Here is a 16,632-nt window from a genome sequence, read left to right on the forward strand (position 1 = left end):
GTCCTGGGAACGGCGGGCGGCGGCGAGCCGGGCTCCGCCGGTCGGGTTAATCCCCCACCGCTGCGCCAGCCCCCGCGGCGCAACGGGTACAACACGCGGAACGGGCGTGTCTTCCGGCCGGGTGGGGGTACACGGGACAGCCCGACCACCAGCCCGAAGAGTAAAGGGGGCGTAATGCGGAACATCTTCGTGATCGGCCTGGACGACGGTAATCTCCCGCTTCTGCGCAAGCTGCCCGGAGCCCGGGACTACCGGTTCCACCAGCTGCTGACGCTGGAGGAACTCCAGGTCGGCGAGGTGTCCGTACCCGAGCTGCTGGAAAAGGCGCAGCGGCAGCTGGATTCCTTCGACGGCCGCATCGACGCCATCGTGGGGTTCTGGGACTTCCCGGTGAGCACCTTCGTCCCGATCCTCGGCGAGCGCTACGGCACCCGCTGCACGAGCCTCGAATCGATCGTCAAGTGTGAGCACAAGTACTGGTGCCGGCTGGAACAGCAGAAGGCCATCGAGGAGCATCCGCGCTTCGGCCGGGTGGACCTGGCCGCGGACGATCCGCGGCCGCCGGACGGCGTCCGGTTCCCGATGTGGCTCAAGCCGGCACTCGCCTATTCCTCGGAGCTGGCTTTCGGGGTGGGCGATCAGGAGGAATTCCGCACCGCGGTGGACGAGATCCGTGCGGGAATCGGACGGGTGGGCCGGCCGTTCGCCGACATCCTCGACCGGGTGTCACTGCCGCCGGAAATGGCGGGGGTCGGTGCCGAGGTGTGTCTGGCCGAGGAACGGCTCTCCGGAATCCAGGTCGCGGTCGAGGGCTACGTCCACGAGGGCGAGGTCACCGTTTACGGCGTGCTGGATTCCATCAATTACCCCGATACGCCGTCCTTCTTGCGCCACCAGTACCCCTCCACGCTGCCCGAGCCCGTCATCCGGCGGCTGCACGACGTCTCGGAGCGCCTCATCCGGCAGATCGGCATGGACGCCGCCACCTTCAGCATCGAGTACTTCTACGACCCGCAGACCGGGGACATCAACGTGCTGGAGGTCAACCCCCGGCACTCCCAGTCGCACGCCGAGCTCTTCGAGGACGTCGACGGGGTGCCCAACCACCACTGCATGGTGAGCCTCGCCCTCGGTCGGGACCCCGCCCTGCCCAAGGGCGCGGGCCCCTACCGCACGGCCGCCAAGTGGTACTACCGCACGTTCACCGACGGCATCGTCCGCCAGGTGCCCACCGCGGAGGACCTCGCCCGCATCGAACGGGAGATCCCGGGCGTGCGGATCGAGCTGCGGCCCGCGGAGGGGCAGCGGCTGTCGGACCTGGCGGAACAGGACAGCTACAGCTTCGAAGTGGCCCACATCTTCACCGGAGGGGACAGTGAGGAGGAGCTGTGCACCAAGTACGACCGCTGTGTGGCGGCCCTGGGCCTCGCCTTCGACCCGCCCCCGCCCGGCGAGCGCGACAGCTGATCCGCCCGCCTGCCCGGCCGCCGCGAAAGGAGAGCCCCGGCCGTATGCGTTTCGTCAGCGAACTGCCCTGTGCGACGACCGAGGAGGAGCACGTCGAGGTGCCGGTGTCCGACGGCACCCGGCTGTCGGCGCGCATCTGGCGCCCGGTCTCCTCCGACCGGGAGCCGGTGCCGGCGGTGCTGGAGTACATCCCGTACCGCAAGCGCGATCTGAGCTCCGTACGCGATTCGATGCACCACCCCTACCTCGCCGGGCACGGCTACGCCAGCGTCCGGGTGGACCTGCGGGGCACCGGCGAGTCGGAGGGGGTGCTGACCGACGAGTACCTGGAGCGGGAACAGGCCGACGCCGAGGACGTGCTGGCCTGGCTCGCCGCCCAGCCGTGGTGCGACGGCACCACCGGCATGATGGGCATCTCCTGGGGCGCGTTCGCCGCCCTCCAGGTCGCCGCCCGGCAGCCGCCGAGCCTGCGCGCCCTGGTCATCGCCTCCTTCACGGACGACCGGTACGCCGACGACATGCACTACATGGGCGGCGCGCTGCTGTCGGACAACCTGGCCGAGGCGGGCACCATGTTCGCCTACGGCACCTGCCCGCCGGACCCCGCGGTGGTCGGCCCGCGCTGGCGGGAGATGTGGCACGAGCGCCTGGCGCACACCCGGCCCTGGGTCCTTCAGTGGCTGCGCCACCAGCGCCGCGACGACTACTGGCGGCACGCGTCGGTCTGCGAGGACTACGCGGCCGTGCGCTGCCCGGTCCTGGCCTCCAGCGGCTGGGCGGACGGCTACTCCAACGCCGTGACCCGGCTGCTGGCCCACCTGGACGTCCCGCGCAAGGGGCTGATCGGCCCCTGGTCGCACAAGTACCCGCACCTGGGCGAGCCCGGCCCGGCCATCGGCTATCTCCAGGAGGTGGTGCGGTGGTGGGACCACTGGCTCAAGGGCGTCGACAACGGGGTGATGGACGGCCCGATGCTGCGCACCTGGATGCAGGACAGCGTGCCGCCCTCGACGTCGTACGAGGAGCGGCCGGGCCGCTGGGTGGCCGAGCCGGACTGGCCGTCGCCGCACGTCCGGCCGGTGTGCCACCCGCTGCGCCGGCACCGCATCGACCCGCCCGAGGATGCGGCAGAGGAGGCGGCAGAGCCCGGTGACCGGGCGAAGGACGATGCCGCGCTGACCGTCCGGTCCCCGCTGTCCGTCGGCCAGTTCGCCGGGAAGTGGGCCTCCTACAACGCTCCCCCGGACCTGCCGTACGACCAGCGCGAGGAGGACGGCGGCTCGCTGGTCTTCGAGACCGGGGCGCTCACCGAGCGGGTGGAGATCCTCGGCTCCCCCACGGTGGAGCTGGAGTTCTCGGCCGACGAGCCGGTGGCCATGGTGGCCGCCCGGCTGTCCGACGTCAGCCCGGACGGTGCCGCCACCCGGGTCACCTACGGGCTGCTGAACCTGACCCACCGGAACGGGATCGGTACGCCGGAGCCGCTGGAGCCGGGCGCCCGGTGCCGGGCCACGGTGGAACTCAACGGTGTCGCCCAGGCGTTCCCGCCCGGCCACCGCATCCGGCTGTCGCTGTCCACGTCGTACTGGCCCCTGGCCTGGCCGCCGCCCCGGCCGGTGCGGCTGACCGTGTACGAGGGAAGCAGCAGCCTGACCCTGCCGGTGCGCCCGGTGCGCGAGCCCGACTCCGTGCCGGACGGCCCGTTCGGGGAGCCCGAGGCCACCCCACCGCTCGCCACCACGCAGCTGACGGCCCCGGAACAGCGCTGGGAGGTCAAGCGGGACCTGGTCGACTACCGCTCCGAGCTGGAGATCGTCAAGGACCGCGGGACGGTGCGCTACGAGGACATCGGGCTGGACGTCGGGATCCGCGCCCACGAGCGGTACACGGCGGTGGCCGACGACTTCACGTCCGTCCGCGGTGAGGCGGCCTGGACCACGCGCTTCCGGCGCGACGACTGGGACGTCCGGGTGGAGACCCGCACGGTCCTCCGGTGCAGCGGGACGGAGTTCTTCGTGGACGCCACCCTGGACGGCTTCGAGAACGACCGCCGGGTGTTCTCCCGCACGTGGAACGAGACGCTGCCCCGGGATCTGCTCTAGGACGTCCCATCGGAGCCTTCCGGCCGCTACCGCCCGGCGCGGCGCCCCCGGGACCGCAGCACGGACAGCGCGCCGAGCGCCGCCGCGGTGACCGCGCCCGCGGTCACCGCGGGGTGCCGGGCGAGTGCCGCCTGGGCGGAGTGCGCCTTGGCCTGCGGGTCGAAGACGCCGTGGGCACCGTGGTCGTGGCCCGGGGTGTCGTCGGCCGGCTGCCACAGGTTCACGTCCCGGGCGGTGGACGGGGCCCGGTCGGTCTGCTGGGAGTCGAAGCCGGTGCGGGCGAGGTAGCGGTCGAGGAGGCCGGGGGCGAATTTCTCGGCCCAGATCGTCGCCGCGGTGGACGCGCCGACGTAGTACTGCTTGCGGCGCGGGTGGTTCGCGGCGTGCACGACGGCGCGGGCGGCGACCTCGGGCTGGTAGATGGGCGGCACCGGGGAGGGGTGCCGGGGCAGCCGGGAGAGCACCCAGGAGAACTGCGGGGTGTTGACCGCGGGCATCTGGACCACGGTGATCCGGACCTTGCTGCCCTGGTGGAGCAGTTCGGTGCGCACGGCGGAGGTGAAGCCGTTGATGGCGTGCTTGGCACCGCAGTACGCGGACTGCAGCGGTACGGACCGGTAGCTGAGCGCCGAGCCGACCTGCACGACCGTGCCGGCGTCGCGGGGCAGCATCCGGCGCAGCGCGGCCCGGGTGCCGTGCACGAAGCCCAGGTAGGTGACCTCGGTGACCCGGCGGTATTCGTCCGGCTCGATCTCGGTGAAGGGCGCGAAGACCGAGGTGAAGGCGTCGTTGACCCAGACGTCGAGCGGGCCGAAGGCGTCCTCGGCGGCCTGCGCGGCGGCCTCCACCTGCTCGTGGTCGGCGACGTCGGTGGGCAGTACCAGCGCCCGGCCGCCGGCCCGTTCGACCTCCGCCGCGGCCGCTTCGAGACCGGCCCGGCCGCGGGCCACCAGCGCCACGTCGGCGCCCCGGTCCCCGAACAGCCGGGCGGTGGCGCGGCCGATGCCGGCGCTCGCTCCCGTGATGACGACGGTCTGTGCCATGTCGGTGTCCTCCTCAGCCGGCCCGGTACGGTTCGGCGTCCGCGGTGCGCAGGGTCAGCCCGTGTCCCGGGGCTCCGTCGGCGCCCGGTGTCACGCTGCCGCCCGACGGGTCCAGCACGCCGTCGAACAGCAGGTTCTCGATGCGGACGTGGTCGTGGAACCACTCCAGATGGCGCAGGTTGGGGATCGCCGCGGCCGCGTGCGCGTGGACGTGGGGCGCGCAGTGCCCGGAGAGCGCCAGGCCGCGGGCCTCGGCGAGCGCGGCGGCGCGCAGCCAGACCGTGAGGCCCCCGCAGCGGGTGGCGTCGGCCTGGAGGCAGTCCACCGCGCGGGCGTCCAGCATGTGCGCGAAGTACGGGAGGGCGTAGCCGTATTCGCCGGCGGTGACCTCGGCCGGCACCGCTTGCCGGACCTGTGCCAGGCCCGTCAGGTCGTCGGAGGAGACCGGCTCCTCGAACCAGGTGACGCCGTGCCGGGCGAGGTGGTCGGCGAGCCGGACGGCCTGCTTGACGGAGTAGCCGCCGTTGGCGTCGACGTACAGCTCGGTGGCGGGGCCGATGCTGGTGCGGGCCTGGGCGATGCGTTCCCGGTCGCGGCCCTCGGCCCGGCCCCAGGACTCCCCGATCTTGATCTTGACCCGGGGCAGTCCCTGCTCTTCGACCCAGCCGCGCAGCTGCCGGTCCTGCCGGTCGGCGTCGTAGGTGGTGAATCCCCCGCTGCCGTACACGGGCACCGCCCGGCCGGCCGCGCCGAGCAGCCGGACGAGCGGCAGGCCGAGCAGCCGGGCCTTGAGGTCCCACAGGGCGATGTCGACGGCGGACAGGGCGCCGGCGACCAGCCCGGGCCGGCCGGCGTTGCGCACCGCCCGGGACATCGCCTCGTTGGCCGCGGGCACGTCCCAGACGGACGCGCCGCGCACCTCCTGGGCCAGTACGTCGCGGACCACGGCGGCGGTCTGGGGCGCGCCGTAGGTGTAGCCGAGGCCGGTGGTGCCGCCGGAGCGGAGCTGCACCACGACCAGGGTGGTCGCGTGCCACTCCAGGGTGCCGTCGGCCTCGGGCGCGTCGGTGGGGACGGTGTAGGCGGCCGCCTCGACCGCGTCGACGACCGGGTCACCGCCCCCGTGGGTCTGATGCACCGTCAGTCCTGGTCCGGCCGGCCGTGCCGGTGCTTGCCGCCCGGGAGCATCTCCTGGACCTTCGCCTTGAGGCCCTGCTTGACCATCGCGGTGCGGTCGCTGTCGCCCTTGAGGATGGCCGCGGCCGCGGCCTCGATCTGGTCGAGGCTGGCGTGCGGCGGGATGGGCGGGACGGCCGGGTCGGTACGGAAGTCGATGACGAACGGCCGGTCGGCGGCGAGCGCCCGGCGCCAGGCGTCCTCCACCTCGCCGGGCTTCTCCACCCGGACGCCGTCCAGGCCGATGGAGCGGGCGAAGTCGGCGTAGCGCACGTCCGGGATCGCCTGCGAGGGGAGGAACTGCGGGGCGCCGGACATGGCGCGCATCTCCCAGGTCACCTGGTTGAGGTCCTGGTTGTTGAGCACGGCGACGATCAGCCGCGGGTCCTGCCACTCGGACCAGTACTTGCCGGCGGTGATCAGCTCGGCCATGCCGTTCATCTGCATCGCGCCGTCCCCGACGAGGGCGATCGCGGGCCGGTCGGGGTGGGCGAACTTCGCACCGATGACGTACGGCACACCGGGTCCCATGGTCGCCAGCGTCCCGGAGAGCGAACCCCGCATCGTGCCGCGCATCCGTAGGTGGCGGGCGTACCAGTTGGCGGACGAGCCGGAGTCCGCGGCGAGGATCACGTCGTCGGGCAGCAGCGCGTCGAGGGCGTGGACGACGTACTCGGGGTTGACCGGGTCGGCCTCGACGGCGGCCCGCCGCTCCATCACCTCCCACCAGCGGGCGGTGTCCTTCTCGATCTTCTTCCGCCAGTTGCCGTGCTTCTTCGTCCTGAGCTGCGGCAGCAGCCGCTGCAGGGTCGCCTTGGCGTCGCCGACGAGGTTGACCTCGAAGGGGTAGCGCATCCCGACCATGTGCGGGTCGATGTCGATCTGTACCGCCCGGGCCTGGTCGAGCTCCGGCATGAACTGGGTGTAGGGGAAGCTGGACCCCACCACGAGCAGGGTGTCGCAGTCCCGCATCAGCTCGTACGACGGCCGGGTGCCCAGCAGCCCGATGGCGCCGGTGACGTACGGCAGGTCGTCGGGCAGCGCGTCCTTGCCGAGCAGCGCCTTGGCCACCCCGGCACCGAGGACGTCGGCGATCTGCTCCACCTCGGCGCGGGCCCCGCGGGCGCCCTGCCCGATCAGGACGGCGACCTTCTCCCCGGCGTTGAGGACCTCCGCGGCGCGGGCGAGGTCGTCGTCGGTCGGCACCGGCGCGTAGGAGGCGAGGCCGAGGCTGGAGGGGACCATCTTGAAGGCGTGGGTGGGCGGCGAGTAGTCCAGTTCCTGGACGTCGGCGGGGACGATCACCGCGGTCACGGTCCGCCGGCCGTAGGCGGTGCGGATGGCCCGGTCGATCGCGTTGGGCAGTTGCTCGGGGACGGTCACCATTTCGAGGAAGTCGGAGGCGACGTCCTTGTAGAGGCTGACCAGGTCGACTTCCTGCTGGTAGGAGCCGCCCATGGCGCTGCGGTTGGTCTGCCCGACGATCGCCACCACGGGCACGTGGTCGAGCTTGGCGTCGTAGAGGCCGTTGAGCAGGTGGATGGCGCCGGGCCCGGAGGTCGCCGCGCAGACGCCGACCCGGCCGGAGAACTTGGCGTAGCCGACGGCCTGGAAGGCGGCCATCTCCTCGTGCCGCGCCTGGATGAACTGCGGTGTGTTGTCGGCGCGTTCCCAGGCGGCGAGCAGCCCGTTGATGCCGTCGCCGGCGTAGGCGAAGACGTGCTCGACGCCCCACTCACGCAGCCGGGCAAGGATGTGGTCAGAGACCTTGGTCGACACGGACGTTCCTCTTTTCTCGTCGGTTGAGTGCGGCGGCCACCCCGGCGGCCAGCGCCCCGAGGCCGGTCAGCGCGGCGCCGGCGGTGACCAGGTGGGCGTCCCGGGCGGGGACCCGCGGCCGGTCGGCGCCCTGCTCGGGGCGCCCGGCGGGCAGCGGACCGTCGAGGCCGAGCGCCAGCGCCTCGGCCAGATGGAGTGCGCCCCGGCCGGTGTCGCCGTCGGCGATCTGGGTCCGGCAGCTGAAGCCGTCGGCGAGCACCAGGGCGGCGGGGTCGGCGGCGCGGACGGCCGGCAGCAGGCCCTGTTCGGCGATGGTCATGGAGACCTGGTGGTGGCCGCGTTCGAAGCCGAAGTTCCCGGCCAGGCCGCAGCAGCCGACGTCCAGGACGTCCGCGTCCAGCCCGGCCCGGCGCATCAGCTCACGGTCGGCGTCGTCCTTGAACACCGCGTGCTGGTGGCAGTGGGTCTGCACGGTCGCAGGGCGGTCGAGCCGGGGCGGCCGCCAGTCCCCGGGGGCGTGGTGGACGAGTTGTTCGGCGAAGGTCCGGAACTGCCCGGCCAGCCGCGCCACGTCCTTGTCGTCGGGGAACAGCTCGGGGGCGTCGGCGCGGAACACCGCGGTGCACGACGGCTCCAGCCCGATGACCGGTGTCCCGGCCTCGATCCACGGCCGGAGCTCACGGAGGGTGCGGCGCAGCACCCGCTTGGCGGTCGTCAGCTGCCCGGTCGAGATCCAGGTCAGCCCGCAGCACACGGGCCCCGGCGGTACCGCGACCCGGAAACCGGCGTCCTCCAGGACCCGCACCGCCGCCCTGGCGACGTTCGGATGGAGGTGGTTGCTGAAGGTGTCCGGCCAGAGCAGCACCGTCCGGGCGTCCCCGGGGTCCGGCTGCGGGCCGCCGCGCGCGGTCCACCATTCGGTGAACGACTCCGCGGCGAAGGCTGGTGCGGTCCGTTCGGTGGCCACCCCGGCGGCGCGTTTGCCCAGCCGGGCCAGTACGGGCGCCCGCAGCGCCGCGTTGACCAGCCGTGGCGCGCCGCGCGCCAGCTTCGCCCACAGCGGCAGCCAGCCCAGGGCGTAGTGGGCGGCCGGGCGCAGCCGGCCGGCGTAGTGGTGGGCGAGGAACTCCGCCTTGTAGGTGGCCATGTCGACGCCGGTGGGGCAGTCGGACTTGCAGCCCTTGCAGGCCAGGCACAGGTCGAGCGCGTCGCGGACCTCGGTGGACCGCCAGCCGTCGGTGATCGCCGAGTCGGCGTGCCCGTTCAGCATCTCGAACAGCAGCCGGGCCCGCCCGCGGGTGGAGTGCTCCTCCTCGCCGGTGGCCCGGTACGAGGGGCACATCACCCCGCCGGTGTGGGTGCGGCAGTTGCCGATGCCGACGCAGCGCATCACCGCCCGGGTGAAGGAGTGCTCGTCGTCCGGGTAGCCGAAGTGGGTGCGGTGGGTCTCGGGCCGCCAGGCCGGGCCGAGCCGCAGGTGGTCGTCGGTCCGGTGGGGGCGCACGACCTTGCCGGGGTTCATCCGGTCGTCCGGGTCGAAGAGCGCCTTCAGCTCGCCGAAGGCCCCGGTGAGCCGTTCCCCGAACATCTTCGGGAGCAGTTCGCCGCGCGCCTGCCCGTCGCCGTGCTCGCCGGAGAGCGACCCGCCGTACGAGACGACGAGGTCGGCCGCGCGGTGCAGGAAGGCGCGGAAGTCCGCCACTCCCCGGGCGGTGTTGAGCTCGAAGGGGATGCGGGTGTGCACGCACCCCTGGCCGAAGTGGCCGTACAGCGACGGATGGTCGTAGTCGAACTCGGCGAACAGCGCCTTCAGATCGCGCAGGTAGTCACCGAGCTTCTCCGGCGGAACGGCGGAGTCCTCCCAGCCCTCCCAGGTCTCCCGGTCGTCCGGCGGCCGCGCGGTCACACCGAGGCCGGCCTCGCGCGCCTTGAGCATCCGCTGCTCGCGCGCGGGGTCGTCGGAGAACGCCACGGTCGGGTCGCTCTCCTTGCGGCCCAGCGCCCGGAGCAGGTCGTGGCACTGTCCGTCGACGTCCTCCTTGGTGTCGCCGGTGTACTGCACCAGCAGCCAGCTGTCGCCCTCCGGGAAGATCTCCAGCGAGTCGAGGTAGGCGTGCTCCTCGCGCATCAGCTGCGCCATCCGCCCGTCCAGGGCCTCCAGTTGGGTGGGGTTGCCGTGCGCCAGCAGCCGTGGGACGTCGTCGGCGGCCGCGCAGATGTCGGGGTAGCCGAGCACCACCATGGCCTCGCAGGGCGGCACCGGCACGAGGTCCAGCTCGGCGTGCAGGACGGTGACCAGGGTGCCCTCGCTGCCCACCAGCGCCCGCGCGACGTCGAAGCCCTTCTCGGGCAGCAGCGAGTCGAGGTTGTATCCCGACACCCGCCGCGGAATGTCGGGAAATCCCCGCCGGATGTCGCCCAGGTACCGGTCCGCGAGTTCCCGCAGGCCCCGGTAGATTTCCGCCCGCCGGCCGCCTTCCGCCTGGATTTCCGCGTATTCCTCCGGCGAGGTGGGTCCCACCCACATCCGGACGCCGTCATAGGTGAGGATCTCCAGCCGCCGCACATTGTCGACGGTCTTTCCGTACGCCTGGGCCGAGGCGCCACAGGAATTGTTGCCGACCATTCCGCCCAGCGAGCAGTGGCTGTGCGTGGCGGGTTTCGGGCCGAACTTCAGTTTCTCCCCGGCAAGTTGCCGATTGAGTTCGTCGAGCACGATGCCCGGTTCGACCACGCACCGGCGCCGTTCGGCGTCCACCGACACCAGGCGGTCGCAGTATTTCGTCCAGTCGATGACCACGGCGGTGTTCGTGCACTGCCCGCCGAGGCTGGTCCCGCCGCCCCGGGAGAGCACCGGCGCACCGAATTCGGCGCACACCTCGACCGCGGCCGCGCCGGCGTCGACGTTCCGCGGAACGACCACGCCGATCGGCACCTGCCGGTAGTTGGAACCGTCCGTGGCATAGGCGCCGCGGCTGCCCGCGTCGAAGCGCACCTCACCGTCCACCCGCGCGCGCAGCGCCTTTTCCAGCGCACCGGTCCGTGCGGCGGGGAAGGTCTCCGGCGAGCCGTTCTGCCGCTCGCCCGGCGTGGTCTCCTGTCGGTGGTCCATACACACCTTCTGCCGTTTCTGCGCTACGAAAGGCCCGGACGCCCGCGCGGACGGCCGGGGCGTACGGGCCCGGGGCGGTTCCGGCGGATCAGTCCGGGCCGCCGCCGCGGCCGGTGAGCAGGTCCCGGGCGCGGTCCACCAGCCCGAGCCCCGGGCCCAGCAACCTGTTCGCCGGCGGGGCGTCGGGGACGCCCGGGTGCGGCCGGGTGGGCGCGAGCTTCTTGGCCGCCCGGACCTTCTCCCCGAGCGCTTCGAGTTCCCCGGGGAGGCACGCCTCACGCAATCGGGCGAACAGTTCGCTCTCCTCGTCCTGGATGTGCGCCCGGACCTCCGTCCGGAGTTTCACGAACAGCTCGTTGAACGCCCGGTCTTCCGCATCGAGCCGTTCCAGGTCCTTCAGCAGCCCTTCCACTCGCTGGTGGTCGGCGATTTCCCGGTCGGCCAGTGCGGCGCCGTCCGGCAGCTTCTCGCGGACCGCGGGGTAGAGGTACTGCTCCTCGGCGACGGAATGCCGGACGATTTCGATCGTCAGCCGGTCGAGCAGGCTTTTGCGCAGCGGGGCCGCGGGGACCGCCGCCTCGATCTGCTCGAACAGCGCGATCATCTCCCGATGGTCCGCGGCCAGTTCCGTGATGACATCTCCGCCGTGTCCCATGGTCGTACCTCCCGCCCATGCGCGCGCGTCCGCCCTTCGGCCACCAGAACGGGTTCCCCCGCACCGTCCCGGCTAACGCCTCGACCGGCGGGAATTGCGCCGGATGCCGCATCCGGTTCCTTACCGGCGGCGGCCGCGGAAATGCGGCGGAGAAATTCCTCAGCCGTCGCCGTCCGCACCGGGCGGCCCGGGCCGGGCCCGGGCGATGAGCAGGGCCACGTCATCCGCGTCGTCGGGGTCGCGCAGCGCGTCGAGCAGCCGGTCGCAGGTGTCCTCCAGGGACGGGTCCGGGCGGTCCAGGAGACCGAGCAGGCGGTCCAGGCGCTCGTCGATGGTGTCCCGGCGGGTCTCGACCAGCCCGTCGGTGTACAGCACCAGCCGGTCGCCGGGGCGCAGCGGGAAGGTGGTCTCCTCGAAGGGGACGCCGCCGACGCCGAGCGGGACGCCGGTGGGCAGGTCGAGCAGTTCGGGCGGCCGGCCGGAGTGGATCAGCACCGGCGGCAGGTGCCCGGCGGCCGCGATCCGGCAGACCGCCTGCTGCGGATCGTGCACGGCGTAGACGCAGGTGGCGTACTGGTCCAGGCCCACCGTGATCCGGTCGACGTGCCGCAGCACCTCGGCCGGCGGCATGTCCAGGTCGGCCAGGGTGCCGGTGGCGGTCCGCAGCCGTCCCATCGTGGTGGCGGCCTTGGTGCCGCTGCCCATCACGTCGCCGACCACGAGTGCCGTCTGCTCCCCGGCGAGCGGGATCACGTCGAACCAGTCGCCGCCGACCTCGTTCGTGGTGCCGGCCGGCCGGTAGCGGGTGGCGATCTCCAGCCCGGCCCGCTGCGGCGGGCGGTCCGGGAGCAGGCTGCGCTGGAGCGTGACGGCGGTGTCCCGCAGGCTCTGGTAGAGCCGGGCGTTGTCCATGCTCACGGCGGCCCGGTCGGCCAGTTCGGCGGCCAGGGTCACATCGTCCTCGTCGAACGGGACAGGGTTGCGGCTGCGGGTGAGGCCCAGTGCGCCGAGCACCTCGCCGCGGGCGATCAGCGGGGTCGCGAGGTAGCTGTGGATGCCGGCCCGGGCCAGGATCGCGGCGGCCTCGGGGTTGCGGGCGATACGCGCCAGGGACTGCTCGTCGACGTGGCGCACGAGGATGGGCCGGCCGGTCCGTACGCATTGGGTGACCAGCCGGTCGGCGCCGTAGCTGGCGATGTGGCCGGGCGGGTCGGCGGCCCGGGCCGCCTCGGTGGGGTAGGCGGTGTGCACCGCGAGCGCCCGGAAGACCGCCGGGTGGGCGCCGGAGCTGGTGGGCCGGCGGTCGTCCAGGAAGGAGTCCAGGATGTCCACGGTGGCCACGTCGGCGAGCTCGGGCACGGTGACCTCGGCCAGCTCATGGGCGGTCCGCTCCACCTCCAGCGTGGTGCCGATCCGCGCCGAACCGTCCGCGATCATGGCCAACCGGCGCCGGGCGCGCGCCGCCTCCCCGGCCGCGCGGTGCCGGTCGGTGACGTCCACGATCACCCCGGCCACGCCGAGGGTCCGCCCGCCGGGGTCCTCCAGCCGGTAGAACGAGACCGACCAGGCGTGCTCGTTCTCGGGGTCGGCGAGGGTGCGCCCCACGACGTACCGGTCGACCAGCGGCTGCCCGGTCTCCAGCACCCGCCGCAGGGCGCCCTCCAGGGCCTCGGTCCGGATGAACGGCAGCACCTCGTGGACCGACCGGCCGAGGTGTTCCCGGGCGGAGACCCCGTCGATCCGTTCCAGCGCGGGATTGACGGCCAGGTACCGCAGGTCGGTGTCCAGCACGCCGAGTCCGATCGGGGACTGCGAGACCAGCCGGGTGGACAGCGCCACATCGCGTTCCACCTTGCTCAGGGTGGCCTCGTCGGTGGCGATGCCCAGGGCGTAGTAGTCCCCCCGGTCGTTCAGCAGCCGAACGTTGCGGAACTCCACCATCCGGGTGCTGCCGTCCTTGTGCCGGACCGGGAAGGCCCCGGCCCAGCTCTGGCCGGTCGCCATGACCTCGGCGAAGAGCCTGACCACCAGGTCCAGCTGGTGCTCGTGGACCAGCAGCCGCCCGGCGAACTCCCCCAGCGCCTCCTGCGCGGAGTAGCCGAAGAGCGTTTCGGCCTGCGGGCTCCACAGCACGATCCGGCCCTCGGCGTCCAGGAGCACCGCAGCGACGCCGAGCAGGTCCAGCAGTCCGCTGCGTTGCGGCACCCTGCCGACGGGCCAGTCGCCCGCCGCGCCGACGGGGTCGGCTGTGGACATCCGGCCCTCCCTCCGCCTGCGGATCGCCGCCGTTCCCATGGTCCCCCCGACCGCGTGCGGACGCGCAGCCGTACCGGCGGGCGGCCGCGGGCATCGGGCCGCGGTCTGCGGGCACCCTCGGTCACGGCCGCCGCCCGGTGCGCGCGGCCGGCAGTGGTCCGTTCGGGCGTTTGCACGATCGGGGGGCCGGCCGGAGACTGGGCTGAGCGGCCGGCTCCGTCGAGCGGTGCGCGCCTGCCGCCTGCGCAGGAGGAGCCGCCCGGAGCGCGGCGTGGTCCGGCCATACCGGCGACGCACGGAGACCGGCGTGGTCCGGAGAACCGGCGTGATGACCCGTCAGACGAATCGGTCGTCCCGAAACGAACCAGTTCCTGCCGACCGGTTACGGCGAAGGAGGACAGGGTGCGGGCACTGACGTGGCACGGCAAGCGGGACGTGCGGATCGACACGGTCCCCGATCCGAAGATCATCGAACCGACGGATGTCCTGGTCAAGATCACATCCACCGGTATCTGCGGTTCCGACCTCCACCTCTACGAGGTGCTGGGGCCCTATCTGGAGCCGGGCGACATCCTCGGCCACGAGCCGATGGGCCTCGTCGAGGAGGTGGGGCCCGAGGTGACCGCGCTCGCCCCCGGTGACCGGGTGGTGGTGCCCTTCAACGTCTCCTGCGGCTCCTGCTGGATGTGCGACCGGGGCCTGCACTCGCAGTGCGAGACCACCCAGGTCAGGGAACACGGCATGGGCGCCTCGCTGTTCGGCTACACCAAGCTCTACGGCCAGGTGCCGGGCGGTCAGGCGGAGTTCCTGCGGGTGCCCTTCGGCAACACCCTCCCGGTCAAGGTCCCGCACGGCCCTCCGGACGAACGGTTCGTCTACCTCTCCGACGTCCTGCCCACCGCCTGGCAGGCGGTCGCCTACGCGGACCCGCCGCCGGACGCCCACGTCGTGGTCCTCGGCCTGGGCCCGATCGGCGACATGGCCGCCCGGATCGCCCTGCACCGCGGAGCCCGGCAGGTGATCGGCGTGGACCTGGTGCCCGAGCGGCTGGCCCGCGCCCGGGACCGCGGCGTCCACACCCTGAACGTCGACGAGCTCGGCGAGGACCTGGGTGACGAGGTCCGCCGGCTCACCGACGGACGCGGCGCCGACGCGGTCATCGAGGCCGTCGGCATGGAGGCCCACGGGGCACCCGTGGCGAAGGCCGCGCAGCAGATGGTCGGGATGCTCCCGGACCGGCTCGCGGAGAAGCTGATGTCCCGCGCCGGGGTGGACCGGATGGCGGCCTTCCACGCCGCCGTGGACGTGGTCCGCCGGGGCGGCACGATCTCCGTGGTCGGGGTCTACGGCGGCGCGATCGACCCGCTGCCGCTGCTCACCATGTTCGACAAGCAGGTGCAGCTGCGGATGGGGCAGGCCAACGTGCGGAACTGGGTGGACGACATCCTGCCGCTGCTCGACGACGAGGACCGGCTCGGCGTCGAGGGGTTTGCCACCCACAAGCTGCCGCTGGAGGACGGGCCGCAGGCCTACAAGACCTTCCAGGCCAAGGAAGACGGCATGATCAAGACGCTGCTGCAGCCCTGACCGGCCGGCCGGCCGCCGGCGCCGCGCACCGGACCGTCACCCCCGGGCGCCGCACTCGGCCGAGCCGTAGAAGGATGCGGACGCGAAGTCCTGGCAGAGTGGACGGTGGCACCCGTTCCAGGAGGCGCATCGCCATGCCGGTCAAACCGTCCGCCGTCGCCGTACGCGGCACCCCGTGCTGGGTGAGCCTGACCACCCACGATCTCCGGCGTGCCCAGGACTTCTACTCGCAGGTCCTGGGCTGGACCTTCCGGCCGGGCGGACTGGGCGAGGAGTTCACCGTGGCGCTGACCGACGGCCGGCCGATCGCGGGGGTCACCGCGCTGGCCGCGGACTGGCAGGTGTCGGTGGCCTGGACGCCGTACTTCGCGGTCGCGAGTGCGAACGACGCCGCGGGACGGATCCGCGAGCGCGGCGCCACCATCGCGGTGGGCCCGCTGCGGCTCGGCGCCGGCCGGGTGGCGCTCGCCGCGGACCGGGACGGTGCGGTCTTCGGCGTGTGGGAGGGCCACACCCCCGCCTGGGCCATCGGCCGCGGCAGCGCCCCGGTCTATCTGGACCTGCGGACCCGCGACGCCTTCGACGCCACGATCTTCTACGCCGAGGTGCTCGACTGGGCCTCCGAGGAGCCCGGCGGGGTCGAGGTCGCGTACGAGCACGGCGAGGTGCTGGTGCGGGACGGCAGCCAGGTGGTGGCCACGGTGCGCGGCGGTGTCATGGAGGCCGCCCCCGACCCGCACATCCGGCCCCGCTGGCACGTCCAGTTCCCCGTCGAGGACGTCGAGAAGGTCGCCGCGGCCGCCATCGCGGCGGGCGGCCAGGCCACCCATCTGACCCCGCCGGCCGGCCCCGCGGTCGGCCAGGCGCTGATCCGCGACCCCGACGGCGGTCTTTTCACGGTCACCACCGGCTGACTCCCCCTGAGATTTTCCGCTCACGCATACGTCCGGCTTTCGCGGGCAACCGCCTTTTCATCGCCACAGAACGGCCAACCGTCGTTCGACGGAAAGACCTTCGGCAGATGACCTCTACGACGCACGACAGGCGGGATCATGGCGACCGAGGAAAGCACCGTGGAAAAGGTGGAAGCGGGCGTGGCAGATGAGGAAAGCCTTGCGCCGACCGAAACGGAAACGGCGCACAGCGGACCGGACCGCATCGCCGCTCCTGCGGCAATGCGCCTCGCCGCCGGGCAACTTGCCGAGATGCTCAACTGCGCACCCGGCTCGGTGTCCGCGCTGAAGGCCGCCGGTGACGGCTGGCTGGCGGACGTGGAAGTGGTGGAACTCGAAAGGGTTCCGGACACCGCGAGCGTGATGGCGTCCTACCGCGTCCGCCTCGATGAGCAGGGCCATCTCATGGAATACGCGCGCACGCGCCGCTACGGGCGGGGTCAGATCGACCGCTAGGGCGGCAGCTGCGCATCCGCAATTCCCCCGCACGGCCATGGCCCGC

The 16,632-nt window shown here is 72.8% G+C and carries 11 protein-coding genes; 5 read left to right on the forward strand and 6 right to left on the reverse strand.

Going from position 1 to position 16,632, the window contains the following annotated elements:
* Positions 1-174: 174 nt before the first annotated feature.
* A complete protein-coding gene (locus ACZ7MX_RS33975) occupies positions 175-1,467 on the forward strand; it encodes an ATP-grasp domain-containing protein (protein WP_472137812.1) in 1,293 nt (430 codons plus the stop codon).
* Between the two features lie 44 nt (positions 1,468-1,511).
* Positions 1,512-3,569 carry a CocE/NonD family hydrolase gene (locus ACZ7MX_RS33980; protein ID WP_472137814.1) on the forward strand — a complete coding sequence of 686 codons (2,058 nt, stop codon included), beginning with the start codon at positions 1,512-1,514 and terminating at the stop codon, positions 3,567-3,569.
* A gap of 26 nt (positions 3,570-3,595) precedes the next feature.
* On the opposite strand, the gene ACZ7MX_RS33985 is transcribed toward ACZ7MX_RS33980, so the two are convergent.
* From ACZ7MX_RS33985 to ACZ7MX_RS34010, 6 genes are all read right to left on the reverse strand, one after another.
* Entirely contained in the window at positions 3,596-4,612 is a 1,017-nt protein-coding gene (locus tag ACZ7MX_RS33985; RefSeq protein WP_472137816.1) for an SDR family oxidoreductase, read from the reverse strand.
* A gap of 13 nt (positions 4,613-4,625) precedes the next feature.
* On the reverse strand, positions 4,626-5,756 hold the full coding sequence (locus ACZ7MX_RS33990; protein ID WP_472137980.1) for an enolase C-terminal domain-like protein: 1,131 nt from the start codon (positions 5,754-5,756) through the stop codon (positions 4,626-4,628).
* Positions 5,753-7,567 carry a thiamine pyrophosphate-requiring protein gene (locus ACZ7MX_RS33995; protein WP_472137817.1) on the reverse strand — a complete coding sequence of 605 codons (1,815 nt, stop codon included), beginning with the start codon at positions 7,565-7,567 and terminating at the stop codon, positions 5,753-5,755. Before ACZ7MX_RS33995 ends, ACZ7MX_RS33990 begins: the two co-directional genes overlap by 4 nt.
* Positions 7,548-10,679 (reverse strand): FAD-binding and (Fe-S)-binding domain-containing protein, encoded by a 3,132-nt coding sequence (locus ACZ7MX_RS34000; RefSeq protein WP_472137818.1) that lies wholly within the window; start codon positions 10,677-10,679, stop codon positions 7,548-7,550. The genes ACZ7MX_RS33995 and ACZ7MX_RS34000 overlap by 20 nt, the downstream gene beginning before the upstream one ends.
* Before the next feature lie 88 nt (positions 10,680-10,767).
* Positions 10,768-11,334 (reverse strand): hemerythrin domain-containing protein, encoded by a 567-nt coding sequence (locus ACZ7MX_RS34005; RefSeq protein ID WP_472137820.1) that lies wholly within the window; start codon positions 11,332-11,334, stop codon positions 10,768-10,770.
* 159 nt (positions 11,335-11,493) lie between these two features.
* Positions 11,494-13,590 (reverse strand): SpoIIE family protein phosphatase, encoded by a 2,097-nt coding sequence (locus ACZ7MX_RS34010; RefSeq protein ID WP_472137821.1) that lies wholly within the window; start codon positions 13,588-13,590, stop codon positions 11,494-11,496.
* A gap of 402 nt (positions 13,591-13,992) precedes the next feature.
* Here ACZ7MX_RS34010 and ACZ7MX_RS34015 point away from each other — a divergent pair, with 402 nt between their 5' ends.
* The 3 genes from ACZ7MX_RS34015 to ACZ7MX_RS34025 all read left to right on the forward strand — a co-directional run bounded on the left by ACZ7MX_RS34015 (position 13,993) and on the right by ACZ7MX_RS34025 (position 16,586).
* The gene (locus tag ACZ7MX_RS34015) at positions 13,993-15,177 is read left to right on the forward strand and encodes a zinc-dependent alcohol dehydrogenase (RefSeq protein WP_472137823.1); all 1,185 of its coding nucleotides are present in this window, start codon (positions 13,993-13,995) and stop codon (positions 15,175-15,177) included.
* 134 nt (positions 15,178-15,311) lie between these two features.
* Complete coding sequence (locus ACZ7MX_RS34020; protein ID WP_472137825.1) at positions 15,312-16,091, forward strand: VOC family protein; 780 nt, start codon at positions 15,312-15,314, stop codon at positions 16,089-16,091.
* 138 nt (positions 16,092-16,229) lie between these two features.
* Positions 16,230-16,586 (forward strand): gas vesicle protein GvpO, encoded by a 357-nt coding sequence (locus tag ACZ7MX_RS34025; RefSeq protein ID WP_472137827.1) that lies wholly within the window; start codon positions 16,230-16,232, stop codon positions 16,584-16,586.
* The last annotated feature ends 46 nt before the right edge of the window (positions 16,587-16,632 follow it).

Source organism: Streptomyces sp. NPDC107765 (genome assembly GCF_055657085.1).